At 71.1% G+C, this 12,816-nt stretch carries 15 protein-coding genes, 2 tRNA genes and 1 riboswitch; of the genes, 8 read left to right on the forward strand and 9 right to left on the reverse strand.

The features are described 5' to 3' along the window. The first annotated feature begins 76 nt into the window (after nucleotides 1–76). From GQQ93_RS09785 to GQQ93_RS09815, 7 genes are all read left to right on the forward strand, one after another. The gene (locus GQQ93_RS09785; RefSeq protein ID WP_157424054.1) at nucleotides 77–1,426 is read left to right on the forward strand and encodes a DNA polymerase IV; all 1,350 of its coding nucleotides are present in this window, start codon (nucleotides 77–79) and stop codon (nucleotides 1,424–1,426) included. Between the two features lie 9 nt (nucleotides 1,427–1,435). Next, entirely contained in the window at nucleotides 1,436–1,771 is a 336-nt protein-coding gene (locus tag GQQ93_RS09790) for a hypothetical protein (protein WP_157424055.1), read from the forward strand. A 33-nt stretch (nucleotides 1,772–1,804) separates the two neighbouring features. Next, a riboswitch (TPP riboswitch) is annotated at nucleotides 1,805–1,914 on the forward strand. 38 nt (nucleotides 1,915–1,952) lie between these two features. Next, entirely contained in the window at nucleotides 1,953–2,588 is a 636-nt protein-coding gene (locus tag GQQ93_RS09795; RefSeq protein WP_157424056.1) for an ECF transporter S component, read from the forward strand. Between the two features lie 2 nt (nucleotides 2,589–2,590). Beyond that, the gene (locus GQQ93_RS09800) at nucleotides 2,591–4,114 is read left to right on the forward strand and encodes an ABC transporter ATP-binding protein (RefSeq protein ID WP_157424245.1); all 1,524 of its coding nucleotides are present in this window, start codon (nucleotides 2,591–2,593) and stop codon (nucleotides 4,112–4,114) included. Then, nucleotides 4,111–4,908: an energy-coupling factor transporter transmembrane component T family protein gene (locus GQQ93_RS09805; RefSeq protein WP_157424057.1), complete on the forward strand. Its 798-nt coding sequence runs from the start codon at nucleotides 4,111–4,113 to the stop codon at nucleotides 4,906–4,908. The genes GQQ93_RS09800 and GQQ93_RS09805 overlap by 4 nt, the downstream gene beginning before the upstream one ends. After that, complete coding sequence (locus GQQ93_RS09810) at nucleotides 4,905–5,507, forward strand: nucleoside/nucleotide kinase family protein (protein WP_246192262.1); 603 nt, start codon at nucleotides 4,905–4,907, stop codon at nucleotides 5,505–5,507. Before GQQ93_RS09805 ends, GQQ93_RS09810 begins: the two co-directional genes overlap by 4 nt. A 56-nt stretch (nucleotides 5,508–5,563) precedes the next feature. Then, nucleotides 5,564–5,821, forward strand: coding sequence for a hypothetical protein (locus GQQ93_RS09815; protein WP_157424058.1), 258 nt, complete (start codon nucleotides 5,564–5,566; stop codon nucleotides 5,819–5,821). Between the two features lie 9 nt (nucleotides 5,822–5,830). On the opposite strand, the gene GQQ93_RS09820 is transcribed toward GQQ93_RS09815, so the two are convergent. The 6 genes from GQQ93_RS09820 to GQQ93_RS09845 form a co-directional block, all read right to left on the reverse strand. Further along, on the reverse strand, nucleotides 5,831–7,087 hold the full coding sequence (locus GQQ93_RS09820; RefSeq protein WP_157424059.1) for a serine hydrolase family protein: 1,257 nt from the start codon (nucleotides 7,085–7,087) through the stop codon (nucleotides 5,831–5,833). A 25-nt stretch (nucleotides 7,088–7,112) separates the two neighbouring features. Then, nucleotides 7,113–7,460 (reverse strand): metallopeptidase family protein, encoded by a 348-nt coding sequence (locus GQQ93_RS09825; RefSeq protein WP_157424060.1) that lies wholly within the window; start codon nucleotides 7,458–7,460, stop codon nucleotides 7,113–7,115. 104 nt (nucleotides 7,461–7,564) lie between these two features. Beyond that, a tRNA-His gene (locus GQQ93_RS09830) sits at nucleotides 7,565–7,640 on the reverse strand. 44 nt (nucleotides 7,641–7,684) lie between these two features. Next, the gene (gene orn / locus GQQ93_RS09835; RefSeq protein ID WP_157424061.1) at nucleotides 7,685–8,311 is read right to left on the reverse strand and encodes an oligoribonuclease; all 627 of its coding nucleotides are present in this window, start codon (nucleotides 8,309–8,311) and stop codon (nucleotides 7,685–7,687) included. Nucleotides 8,312–8,353: 42 nt separating this feature from the next. After that, nucleotides 8,354–8,429: transfer RNA gene (locus GQQ93_RS09840), tRNA-Arg, on the reverse strand. A gap of 30 nt (nucleotides 8,430–8,459) precedes the next feature. Further along, on the reverse strand, nucleotides 8,460–9,677 hold the full coding sequence (locus GQQ93_RS09845; protein ID WP_157424062.1) for a cation:proton antiporter: 1,218 nt from the start codon (nucleotides 9,675–9,677) through the stop codon (nucleotides 8,460–8,462). A 137-nt stretch (nucleotides 9,678–9,814) separates the two neighbouring features. Between GQQ93_RS09845 and nadE the strand changes: the two genes are divergently transcribed. Then, nucleotides 9,815–10,636 carry an ammonia-dependent NAD(+) synthetase gene (gene nadE, locus GQQ93_RS09850; RefSeq protein WP_157424063.1) on the forward strand — a complete coding sequence of 274 codons (822 nt, stop codon included), beginning with the start codon at nucleotides 9,815–9,817 and terminating at the stop codon, nucleotides 10,634–10,636. A gap of 58 nt (nucleotides 10,637–10,694) precedes the next feature. Here nadE and GQQ93_RS09855 read toward each other — a convergent pair whose 3' ends face one another. From GQQ93_RS09855 to GQQ93_RS09865, 3 genes are all read right to left on the reverse strand, one after another. Then, on the reverse strand, nucleotides 10,695–11,378 hold the full coding sequence (locus tag GQQ93_RS09855; RefSeq protein ID WP_157424064.1) for a hypothetical protein: 684 nt from the start codon (nucleotides 11,376–11,378) through the stop codon (nucleotides 10,695–10,697). Between the two features lie 77 nt (nucleotides 11,379–11,455). Next, nucleotides 11,456–11,704 carry a hypothetical protein gene (locus tag GQQ93_RS09860; protein WP_157424065.1) on the reverse strand — a complete coding sequence of 83 codons (249 nt, stop codon included), beginning with the start codon at nucleotides 11,702–11,704 and terminating at the stop codon, nucleotides 11,456–11,458. A 70-nt stretch (nucleotides 11,705–11,774) separates the two neighbouring features. Then, nucleotides 11,775–12,782, reverse strand: a complete 1,008-nt coding sequence (locus GQQ93_RS09865; protein ID WP_157424066.1) for an aldo/keto reductase — start codon at nucleotides 12,780–12,782, stop codon at nucleotides 11,775–11,777. Nucleotides 12,783–12,816 lie beyond the last annotated feature (34 nt).

Consider the following 12,816-nt stretch of genomic DNA (forward strand, 5'->3'; position numbering starts at 1 on the left):
CCGTTCCCGCGGCGCCATGGCTTCGCGCGGGCGGCGCCGCGGGAGCGGTGTCGGTGGGCGCGGTTAGGGTCGGAGCATGAGCAAGCAGGACGGCTCGTCGAGGCAGGTGACGACGGGCCCCGTCGACGATTCGGCGACGCCGATCCTGCACGTCGACATGGACGCCTTCTTCGTCTCGGTCGAGTTGCTCTCGCGACCCGAGCTGCGCGGCAAGCCGGTGCTCGTCGGCGGTACCGCCGGGCGGGGGGTCGTGTCGGCGGCGAGCTACGAGGCTCGCCGCTACGGCGTGAACTCGGCGATGCCGATGTCGATCGCACTGCAGCGCTGCCCGAACGCGATCGTGCTCCGCGGCGACTACGCGAGCTACTCGCGGTACTCGAAAGAGGTCATGCGCATCTTCGAGTCGATCACGCCGCTCGTCGAGCCCCTCTCGATCGACGAGGCGTTCCTCGATGTCTCGGGGGCGCGCCGCCTGCATGGCAGCCCCGCCGAGATCGCCTGGACGATCCGCGAGCGCGTGCAGCGCGAGACCGGGCTCACCTGCTCGATCGGGGTGGCCGCGTCGAAGTACGTGGCGAAGGTCGCCTCGAGCCGGGCCAAGCCCGACGGCATGCTCGTGGTTCCGGCCTCCGACACCGTGTCGTTCCTGCATCCCCTGCCCGTCTCGGCGCTGTGGGGCGTCGGGCGGGTGACCGAAGAGTCGCTCATGCGACTCGGGTTGCGCACGGTCGGCGACGTCGCCGCGATGCCCCCCGACGCGCTCGAACGGGCGGTCGGCCCGTCGCTCGCGGCGCGCCTGACCCGGCTCGCCAACGGCGTCGACCCGCGCGACGTCGAGACGACGCGCTCCGAGAAGAGCATCGGCCACGAGGTGACCTTCGGGCACGATCTCACCGACCCCGAGCAGATCCGGCGCGAGCTGCTCCGCCTGTCCGACGACGTCGCCGTGCGGTTGCGACGTGCCGGGCTCGTCGGTCGCACGGTCGTCCTGAAGCTCCGCTACGGCGACTTCCGCACGGTCACGCGTTCGCGCACCCTCGGCGAACCGACCGACGTCGCCCGTCGCATCTACGACGAGGCGCAGGCCGCACTGCCCGAGCTGCTCGGCGACGGCGCGCGCATCCGGTTGATCGGCGTGCGCGCCGAGCATCTGCGTCCCTCAGGCGGCGGCGCCATGCTGTGGGACCCAGACGAGGAGTGGCGCGAGGCCGAGCGTGCGATCGACGAGGTCACCGCGCGCTTCGGCCGCGGAGCGGTGCGGCCGGCGGCGCTCGTGCGCACGGGCGAGGCGGCGGCGCGGGTCGAGTCGATGCGTCGCAAGCCCCTCGACGCCGAGGTTCGGGCCCGTCTCGCTGCCGAGCGGGCCGAGGCCGCTGAGGAGGCCGAAGGGCGCGCAGGGGTGGATCGAACCCAGTTCGGCGGGTAGCGTGGCGACATGGCTGATCTCGTACTCGAACTGGCAGAGACCGTCGCCGGCGTCGGCGTGAAGACCTCGTACGGCGAGCCGATCGACCTCGACGGCACCAAAGTCGTGCCCGTCGCTCTCGGCTACTACGGCTTCGGGGCGGGCAGCGGCAGCGACGACAGCGGTGACCAGGCGGGCGGCGGCGGTGGTGGGGGGCTGTCCATTCCGCTCGGCGCATACGTCGGCCGCGCCGGTGGCGAGGTGCGCTTCGAGCCGAACCTGATCGGCCTGATCCTCGTCGTGACGCCGCTCATCTGGGTGACCGGCAAGGCGCTGCGCTGGGTCATCCGAGCGCTCAAGCGCTGAAGCGACCGAACTGTCGCCTCGCGGCGTATACTCGTCTGCGAACACGGGAGTCCGGTGAGCCGGGCTGAGAGGAAGGTTCTCAACCTTCGACCGTCGAACCTGATCTGGGTCATGCCAGCGCAGGGAGGGCAATCGATCTCAATATCCCGTGCCTCTTTCCACGATCAGAAAGGGCACGACAGTGCACAGCACCGCATCCTCCACCTCGACCGCACGTGAGGCCGCGCCGAAGCGCAATCTCCGCTGGCGCGTCGTCGACATCGTCGTGGCGGCCGTCATCGGCGTCGCGACGGGCCTCCTGTTCCTGTTCTGGAACAACATCGGCTACGCCTGGTTCGTCGCCGCCGACGCGGTGACCCCCGGTCTCGGCGGCATCGCCGTCGGCATCTGGCTCATCGGCGGCGTGCTCGGCGGCCTCATCATCCGCAAGCCGGGTGCGGCGCTCTTCGTCGAGCTCGTCGCCGCGATGGTCTCGGCACTCATCGGCAACCAGTGGGGCATCGAGACGATCTACTCGGGCCTCGCGCAGGGCCTCGGAGCCGAACTCGTGTTCGCGCTCTTCCTGTACCGCCGATTCGGCCTGACGCAGGCGATGCTCGCCGGTGCGGCGGCCGGCGCCGCCGCGTGGACGCTGGAGCTCTTCACCTCGGGCAACCTGCAGAAGTCGGCCGAGTTCCTCGCGCTCTACTTCGGCACCGTCGTCGTCTCGGGCGCGGTGCTCGCCGGGCTCCTCGGCTGGCTGCTCGTTCGGGCTCTCGCCGCGACCGGAGCACTGAGTCGCTTCGCCGCGGGCCAGGACGTCACCCAGCGGGTGTGACCATGCCCACCTCGTCGGTGTCATCACCGGCCGCCATCGAGGCGCGCGGCTGGGGCTGGCGCCACGCATCCCGGCTCCGCCCGGCGATCGAGCACCTCGACCTGCGCATCCACGCGGGAGAGCGGGTGCTCCTCCTCGGGCCCTCAGGGGCGGGCAAGTCGACGCTGCTGCACGCGCTCGCGGGCGTGCACGGCGGCGACGACGAGGGCGAGGAGTACGGCGAGCTCGCCGTCGACGGGGTCGCGCCGTCGGCGGCGCGGGGTCGCGCCGGACTCGTTCTCCAGGATCCCGATTCGCAGGTGATCCTCGCCCGGGTCGGCGACGACGTCGCCTTCGGCTGCGAGAACCTCGGGGTGCCGCGCGACGAGATCTGGCACCGCGTTCGCGCAGCGCTCGCCGAGGTGGGACTCGGGCTTCCGCTCGACCATCCGAGCTCAGCGCTCTCTGGCGGGCAGAAGCAACGGCTCGCCCTCGCGGGCGCGATCGCCATGCGGCCCGGGCTCCTGCTGCTCGACGAGCCGACGGCGAACCTCGACCCCGACGGCGTGCGCGAGGTGCGCGACGCGGTCGGGCGCGTGCTCGACCGCACGCGCGCGACGCTCGTCGTCGTCGAGCACCGGGTCGACGTCTGGCTCGACCTCGTCGATCGGGTCGTCGTGCTCGGACACGACGGTCGGCTGCTCGCCGACGGCGCGCCGCGCGAGGTGCTCGCAGAGCAGCGCCAGGTCCTCCTCGACGCCGGCGTCTGGGTGCCGGGCGTGCCGGTGCCGGGCTCCGCCGCGGCCGACGCCGTCGGGCGTGCGTCCGAGGTCGGTGCAGCCGGTTCCGCAGACCGCATCTCGCTCGAGCCCGCGCTCACCACGCGGGGGCTCGCGATCGGCCGGCGTGCGAACGCCGTCGTGCAGCGCGGTCTCGACCTCGGCATCGCAGCCGGAGCGAGCACGGTGGTGACCGGTCCGAACGGTGTCGGCAAGTCGACGCTCGCGCTCACCTTGGGCGGCCTCCTCCGCCCGCTCGAGGGGCACGTGGAGGCATCCCGCGTGCTCGCTGCCGGGCTGCGGCGCGAGCCGATCGCCTGGCGCTCGCGCGAGCTCCTCACCCGGATCGGCACGGTCTTCCAGGAGCCGGAGCACCAATTCGTGGCATCGACCGTGGCGGGCGAGCTCTCGGTCGGGCTCCGGGCCCTGCGGCTCGAAGAGCCCGCGATCACCGCGCGCGTCGACGAGCTCCTCCAGCGGCTCCGCCTCGACCATCTCGCCCGGGCGAACCCCTTCACGCTGTCGGGTGGGGAGAAGCGGCGCCTCTCCGTCGCCGCGGTGCTCGCGACCCGTCCGTCGGTGCTCATCCTCGACGAGCCGACCTTCGGCCAGGACCGCCTGACCTGGATCGAGCTCACCGCGCTCCTGCGCGGCCTCGTCGACGACGGGCTCGCGCTCGTCTCGGTGACACACGACGCCGCGTTCATCGCCGAGCTCGGCGATGAACGCATCGCCCTCGCCCCGTCGACATCGAGGGAGTTCGCATGAGCGCCGAAACACTCCCGGCCGTGCTGGATGCTCCGCGCCTGCGCTTCGTCGACCGGGTGAACCCCGTGAGCCGGCTCGCTGCGGCGATGCTGCTCACCACCCCGCTGCTCCTCACCGTCGATTGGGTCAGCGCGGCGACCGCGCTCGTGATCCAGCTCGTGCTCTTCGCCCTCGCGGGGGTCACCCCGTCGACGCTCCTGCGCCGCGCCTGGCCGATTCTCATCGCCGCGCCGGTCGCCGGGGTGAGCATGCTGCTCTACGGGCAGCCGTCGGGCGAGGAGTACTGGAGCTTCTGGCTCGCCCGCATCACCGACGGCTCGATCGAACTCGCGATCGCGGTCACCGTGCGGGTGCTCGCGATCGGCCTCCCGGCCGTGCTGCTCTTCATGCACGTCGACCCGACCGAGCTCGCCGACGGACTGGCGCAGGTCTGGCACCTGCCCAGCAGATTCGTGCTCGGGGCCCTCGCCGGCGCCCGGCTCGTCGGCCTCTTCATCGAGGACTGGCAGGCGATGTCGCTCAGCCGCCGGGCTCGCGGGATCGGTGACCACGGGGCGTTGCGGCGATTCGCGACGATGGCGTTCGCGCTGCTCGTGCTCGCCATCCGCAGAGGGTCGAAGCTCGCCACCGCGATGGAGGCGCGCGGCTTCGGCAGCGAGGTGCCGCGAACCTGGGCGCGCGAGTCGAGGGTCGGATGGCCCGACCTCGTGCTCATCCTGCTCGCCGTGACGATCGCCGTCGTCTCGATCGCCGCGGCGGTCTGGGCCGGAACCTTCCACGCGGTGTGGTCGTGAGCGCGGGGGCGCACCGCCGCCCTGCGGCGCTGCACCTCGTGCAGGCCGCAGTGCGGCGTTCGGCCGCCGGCGAGCCAGGGGCGGCCCTCGGCGGTCGCAACGGCGTGGTCGTCGTGATCGACGGGCCGAGCGGATCGGGCAAGAGCACCTTCGCCGACGAGCTCACCGCCCACTGGCCGGGCGGCCGCGCCAGGCTCGTGCGGCTCGACGAGGTCTATCCGGGCTGGCACGGGCTCGCTGCCGCCGCAGGGTCGCTCGACCGCACGCTGCTCGCGCCGCACGACCGAGGGGTGCCGGGGGGATGGCGGCGCTGGGACTGGGCGGAGGACCGCCGGGCCGACGCCGTCGTGCTGCCGCCCGTCGAGCCGCTCGTGCTCGAGGGATGCGGTGCGTTCGAGGCGGTCGGGCGTCGCCGGGGCACCGTGCGCGTCTGGCTGCGCGCCGCCGACGACACCCGCAGGCAGCGCGCACTCGCACGTGATGCGGGTCGCTTCGACCCGTACTGGGAGCTCTGGGAGACGGAGTGGCGGCGCTACGTGCACCGGGTGCGGCCGCTTCGATCGGCCGATCTCGTCGTCACGCTCCCGGCGGTCGACTGACACGATTCGCCCGGGCCTTCGGGTGCAGAACGGCGGCTGAGGGCTACGGTGGACACATGAGTGCAGATTCGGTCGGCGCCCAGTACGTCGCAGAGTTCATCGACGGACCGCTTGAGGGCGAGTTCGACCACCGCGCCCTGGTCGGCGGTGCCGCCGAGCGGCGCATCGGCATGGTCGCCGCCGTCGACGGCCTCGAATCGCTGTTCTGGTACGACGCCGTCGACGAACGCCAGGTCAATGGCGAGCTGCGGGTCAGGTTCCGCTTCGACGCCGACGACTCCGACCCCGTCGAATCCGACGACGAGAACGACTGAGGCGCTCGCTCAGCGCGACTGCCCCGCGAAGAACGCGGTGATGAGGGGTGCCGGATTCACGAGGCGCCACAGTGGTCCCGGGTCCTCGATGTCGGCCGACAGCTCGAGTTCGCTGCGGATGTCGCCGTTCGCCGTGGGCACGGTCACGGTGCCGACGGCGCGCCCGGCGGGCGCGGTCGTGAGCGGTTCCACGACGACGGATGCCTCGCCGGGATCGCTGCCCCACGCGGCATCCGTTCGGCCGGTGCGCGCGATCAGCGCGGCGGAGTCGCCCCAGGCCGTGGTGACGGTGCCGTACTCGCCTCCTTCGGCGATGACCGCGACCGGCTGGGAGGCCGCGATCACCGACGTCACGGCCTCGGAGACCGCCGGGTCGAGCGTCTCGTAGTCGGGCATGGTCGTCATCGCCCCGGTGATGCGGGTGGGCTCGCCGCCGTCGACGGCCGGGAGCACCGTGCTGAAGATGAAGCAGACGCCCGCCTGGTCGGTGTAGCTGCGTGAGAGGGCGCGCACGCCCGCCTCGCGGAGATGGTCGATGACGTCGGGCACGTTGCGTGCCGTCGAATCGGATGCCTCGGGGGCGGTCACGATCGCCGTGAGTGCGGGGTCGGCGTAGAGGAGCGCGCCGAGCCGTGCGAGCTCCTCCGCGGTGCCCACGTTGTCGCCCGAGAGGCCGGTGGCGTCGGCCACCCTGGTCGCCTCGAAACCGTTGGCCTCGAGCCACGCGTTCGCCTCGTCGACGTACGCTTCGGTGCTGCCGAATGCCCAGCGGACGAGGGTGTCGGCGTGGTTGTTGCTCGACGCGAGCAGCGTCGCGCGCACGACGTCGCGCTCCGACCACGAGTCGCCGGGCGAGACCTGCAGCGTGCGGTTGCCGTTCTTCACATGATCGAGGTAGTTCGTGTAGTCGACGGGGCCGATCGCGATCGAGGGGCCGGGCCCGGTCGCGGGCAGGGGCAGCGAGTCCAGGGTCACGAGCACCGCGACGAGCTTCGCCGCGCCGCCGATCGGCAGAGTCTCGGTGTCTCCGCCGACGGCGAGGGTTTCGGCCGCTCCGTCGTCGCCGGCGATGGCGAGCGCGCTCGCACCGGTGTCGGGCAGCACGATGGGTGCGGCGGGCTCGCCGGCGGTCGCGGATGCGGCATCGACGCGGACGGTGGCTTCGGGCAGCGGGCCGAGCAGCATGGCCGGGCCGTAGACGCCGATGGCGAGGATCGCGACGGCGCCGAGGGCGATTCCGACGATCCGGCCGGGGGAGAGACTCATGGAGATCAGCGTAACGGTGCGGGAATCAAGCCCAGCCCAGCTCGTGCAGCCGGTCGTCGTCGATGCCGTAGAAATGGGCGATCTCGTGCACGAGCGTCACGTGGATCTCGTCGCGCAGTTCGTCTTCGTCCTCGCAGATCGCGAGCAGGGAGTCGCGGTAGAGGATGATGCGGTCGGGCATCTCGCCGAAGCCGTAGCGGTCGCGCTCGGTCAGTGCGAAACCGTCGTAGAGGCCGAGCAGGTCGAGGGACCCGTCTTCGGGGCGATCCTCGATCACGAACACCACGTTCTCGAGCCCGTCGACCATGTCGTCGGGCAGCAGGTCGAGTTCATCGACGACGAGCGCTTCGAAGGCTTCGGCATCGAGTTCCACGAATCTCCTCCGTCGATGGGTGCGTCATTGCGGTCGGGCGGTCGTGCTTCGATCGTGCGAAAGCGCGAAGCGCGGGCCCGCATCGGACCCGCGCTTCGCGGACTTGGGGTGAGTAACGGGGCTTGAACCCGCGACCTCCTGGACCACAACCAGGCGCTCTACCAACTGAGCTATACCCACCATGTGTCGGACCGCCGTGGCGATCAGGCAACTAGAAGAGCGTACTACACCTTCTGCCTCTGCTCGAACTCGACGACCACCTCGGCGGCGAGAGCCTGGAGTTCGTGGCTCGCCGGCCCGGGGTCGGCGACGAAGACGGCGCGGCGGTAGTAGTGCAGCTCGCGGATCGACTCGAGGATGTCGGCGAGGGCGCGGTGCCCGCCGTTCTTGGCAGGCGCGTTGAAGTAGGCGCGTGGGAACCACCGCTTGGCCAGCTCTTTGATCGAGGAGACGTCGACGTTGCGGTAGTGCAGGTGCGCGTCGAGCCGGGGCATGAACTTCGTGAGGAACGCCCGGTCGGTGCCGATCGAGTTGCCGGCGAGCGGGGCCTTCTGCTCGTCGGGAACGTGCTGCAGCACGTACTCGAGCACCTGGTACTCGGCGTCGGCGAGGCTGACCCCGTTCGGGATCTCTTCGATGAGGCCGGACTCGGTGTGCATGCGACGGACGAACTCGCCCATCGACTCGAGCGCGCTCGCGTCGGGCTTGATGACGATGCTGAGCCCCGCATCGACGGGGTTGAGGTCGTAGTCGGTGATGACGACCGCGATCTCGACGAGCTCATCGACCTCGAGGTCGAGCCCGGTCATCTCGCAGTCGATCCAGACCAGTCGGTCGCTCGAAGAAGCCATGCGGCGAGTCTACCGGGGCGCGCCGACACGCCTGCCGCACCATGGTGCCCCCGGCAGGAATTGAACCTGCGACCAAGAGATTAGAAGGCTCCTGCTCTATCCGCTGAGCTACGGGGGCGGTCTCGGCAAGCATACCGGGCGCTGCGGCTCAGCCCTCGGTCGGCACGTGCACGTCGTCGGTGCGGGTGCGTCGTCGCGAACCGCCGCGCTTGCGGAGTGCGAGGGCGATGAGGGGGAACAGCAGCACCGAGATCATGCCGGCGCCGACCAGCGCGGCGGCCGTGCCGCTCGAGAGGTCGCCCGCGTCGACCCCGATCGCCGTCACGGCGACGATGATCGGCAGGCCGGTCGCGCCGAACAGCGCGGTCGCGGCGAGGTCCCGCGGCGAGGAGCCGGCAGGCGCGGCGAGGAGTGAGGGCAGACCCCGGATCACGAGGAGGAGCACCACGAAGACCGGCAGCATCGCGAGCGTGCGGCCGTCGGCGAAGAGCGCCTCGAGATCGAAGGTGACGCCCGTGTTGATGAAGAAGATCGGGACGAGGAAGCCGTACCCGAGACCCTCGAGCTTGGACTCGATGGCCTCCGCGTCGCGCTTGGGCGCGCCGACGAGGAGCAGGCGGTAGAGCACGCCTGCGGTGAACGCCCCGAGCAGCATGTCGAGGTCGAGCACGATGCTCAGGGCGACGAGGGCGAGCAGCACGAAGATCACGAGCCGAACGGCGAACTGCCCGCTCGTGTGCAGCGTCGCCGTGATGACGCGGTGCATCCGCTTGCCGACGCCCTTGGCCGCCAGCCAGATGGCGATCCCCGCGACGACCGCGAAGCCGAGCAGCACGATCGCCGCGACGAGCGGTGAGCGCCCGCTCAGGAACAGCGAGATCGCGAGCAGCGGTCCGAACTCGCCGACCGCGCCCAACGCGAGTACTGAGATGCCGAACGGCGTCGTGAGATCGCCGGAGTCGCGCAGCACCGGCATGATCGTGCCGAGCGCCGTCGAGGTGAGCGCGATGCCGATGAAGGCCGCCGCGGGAAGGTCGGGTGCGAAGAGGGCGGCGATGCCGACCCCGGCGGCGAGCGAGATAATCCAGCCGATCGCGGCCCGGTTCAGCGGCCGGCCGCGGATGGCTCGGAAATCGATTTCGTTGCCCGCGAGGAAGAAGAGCATGGCGAGGCCGAACTCGGAGATCAGACCCATGAACTCGTCGGGCACCACCCAGCCGAGCAGGGCCGGGCCGAGCAGGAGCCCCAGCACGATCTCGAACACCACGAGCGGGATCGCGACCCACCGGCCGAGCCCGCGGACGAGCAGGGGCGCGACGACCGCGATCGCCGGCACGAGCACCATGGTGCCGATCGAGATTTCCACGTGACCTCCTGAGCGGGGCGGATCCCTGTCGTGATGCTAGTGGAACGGCTCTTCTCCCACCTTCCGGCGCGGCATCCCGTGCGCGTCGGCGCAGCTCGCGTTTCCTCCGCGAAACATGACGACGGTATCGTCGGGGCATGCGAGACCTGCAGACGCGAATCATCGCCGAGCTCAACGTCAGCCCGACCATCGATCCCGCCGCCGAGGCGCGCTCGCGCATCGATTTCCTGAAGGACTACGTGCGGGCGACCCGCGCGAAGGGGCTGGTGCTCGGCATCAGCGGAGGGCAGGACTCGTCGCTCGCCGGGCGTCTCTGCCGGATCGCGGTCGACGAGCTCGTCGCCGAAGGCGTCGCCGCGCGATTCGTCGCGGTCAGGCTGCCGTACGGGGTGCAGCGCGACGAAGACGACGCTCAGCTCGCCCTGCGGTTCATCGAGCCGCAGGAGACGGTCGTGTTCAACATCGAGGGCGGGGTCGACGGCGTCGCGTCCGGCTTCGAGGAGGCGCTCGGCGAACCGGTCAGCGACTTCGGCAAGGGCAACGTGAAGGCCAGGATGCGCATGGTCGCCCAGTACGCCATCGCGGGCGAAGGCGGCCTGCTCGTCGTGGGCACCGACCATGCGGCCGAGGCGGTCACCGGCTTCTTCACGAAGTTCGGCGACGGCGGCGCCGACGTCCTGCCGCTCACCGGGCTCACCAAACGGCAGGGGCGTGCGCTGCTCGAGTCGCTCGGCGCCCCCGAGCGCCTGTACCTCAAGGTGCCGACCGCCGATCTGCTCGACGGGCAGCCGGGCCAGTCGGACGAGGCGAACCTCGGGCTGCGCTACGCCGATATCGACGCCTATCTCGAGGGCGAGGAGATCGACCCGGAGGTCGCAGAGAAGCTCGAGGCGCGGTTCCTGCAGACGCGGCACAAGCGCACCGTGCCGGTGTCGAAGTTTGACGAGTGGTGGCGCTGACCGCCGATCAGCGCTGATCGGCGATCAGCGCTGATCGGCGATCAGCGCTGACCTCGGATCAGCGCTGCGGGTCCGACATCGGCATCGTCGCGGTCGGGCCGGTGCCGCCGGCGGCGACCGTCGGCGTCGGTGCCGTCGACGCCTCGGCCGTGTCGGTGATGGTCACGGCATCGCGGTAGCGGTCGTGGTGCTGCTGCGCGACCCACGCCTCCTGCTCGTCGATGGTCGTCTGCTCGGGCGTCTCGTCGCGCTGGGTGCGCCACCGCGCGAGGTCGTTCTGGAACTGGCGCTTCGTGCGCGACGGGTGCCGCTGCCACTCGAGCAGGCGGTCGCGGAACTCGACCACGGCGGGGTCGAGCTGATAGCCGAAGGTCGCCGAGGCGCGCTTGAGCTCGTGCAGCTGGTGCGAGGCCCAGTTGGCGGCGACGTCGGAGCCGCGGATCGGCAGGAGCCGAACGAGGATGTCGGCCTGGCCGACGGTGCGGTCGGCGAGCACCTGCTCCTGCGGGGTGAGCGAGTTCCACACGGAGGCCTCGGTCGCCGCGTCGACGAGCGCGGCGATCGCGGCCGTCTTCGCCTCGCGATCGCGCTGCGCGACGACGCGTTTGACGGCGGCGCTCGAGATCCAGGCCGCGAGCAGCCCGGCCGCGAGCACGGAGACGAAGATCACGACGGCGGTGAACACCGCGGTCTGCGATTCGCTCGAGGTGAGCCAGGAGATGAGGTCGTTCCACCACTGCATGGCCGCAGGCTACCCCCGCGCGGGTCGCGAGCGTTCGAGCGAAGGCGGCGCGCCCCGGATCGCGGCGCACCAGGGCATCATCGGAAGAGCTCGGCGGCCTCTCGCGCCGACCAGAACGCGCCGAGCTCGGTCGAGCGCAGCGTGCCGGCAGCGAGGCGCCGCACCGCGAACCGACCGTCGTCACCTCGGTGTTCGACATGGCCGAGCACCGAGCCGTCGCGCCGGGCGACACGCCAGAGGCCGGGCGCGGCGGGGGTGAACGCCAGCCCGGGCACCTCGATGGGGAAGGGCTCTCGAACGCGTGGCTGCGGTGCGATGATCGACATGATGCTCCTCTCGACGTCGCAGCCGGCCCTGCGGGATGTCTTCAGAGCCTAGGAGCACCCACCGACATCTTCAGCCGAGCACGGTGCCGTGCGCGGCGAAGGGCTCGATCCGCGCGATCTCCTCGTCCGTCAGCGGCGCGGCGTCGAGCGCCGCGACATTCTGCTCGAGCTGCGCGACGCTCGACGCGCCGATGAGCGCGCTCGCCACGAGCGGCTGCCGCAGCACCCATGACAGTGCGAGCTGCGCGAGCGACTGCCCGCGATCGCGTGCGATCGCGTCGAGTGCGCGTGCACGCTCGAGGTACTCGTCGCTGATCCGCTCCGCAGGCAGGAAGCGGCTCGTCGCCGCGCGCGAACCCGCGGGCACCCCGCCCGAGAGGTAGCGGTCGGTCAGCAGGCCCTGCGCGAGCGGCGAGTACACGATGCTCGCGGCACCGACCTCCTCGAGCACCGGGAACAGCCCGTCTTCGATGTGACGGTCGAACATCGAGTACCGCGGCTGGTGGATGAGGAGCGGCACCCCCTCTGCGGCGAGTGCGGACGCGGCGGCCCGGGTCTCTTCGGGGCCGTAGTTCGAGACGCCGACGTAGAGTGCCTTTCCCTGCCTGACGGCGGTCGCGAGGGCACCCATCGTCTCTTCGATCGGCGTCTCGGGGTCGGGACGGTGCGAGTAGAAGACGTCGACGTAGTCGAGCCCGAGCCGGCCGAGGCTCTGATCGAGCGAGGCGAGCAGTGTCTTGCGCGATCCCCATTCGCCGTACGGCCCGGGCCACATGTCGTACCCGGCCTTCGACGAGACGATCAGCTCGTCTCGGTAGGGGGCGAGGTCGCCGGCCAGCAGGCGGCCGAAGTTCTCCTCAGCCGATCCGGGCGGCGGGCCGTAGTTGTTCGCGAGGTCGAAGTGCGTGATGCCGAGGTCGAACGCGCGCCGCACGATCGCCCGCTGCGTCTCGAGGGGACGGTCGTGGCCGAAGTTGTGCCAGAGCCCGAGCGAGAGGGCGGGCAGTTTCAGGCCGCTCCGGCCCACTCGGTTGTAGCGCATGCGGTCGTAGCGTTCGGGGGCGGCGTTGTACGGCATCCCGCCACTCTAGGGCGGCGCGCGCCCGGGTGAC

It is taken from the genome of Agromyces lapidis, assembly GCF_009749405.1.
In the GTDB taxonomy this organism is placed as follows: domain Bacteria; phylum Actinomycetota; class Actinomycetes; order Actinomycetales; family Microbacteriaceae; genus Agromyces; species Agromyces lapidis.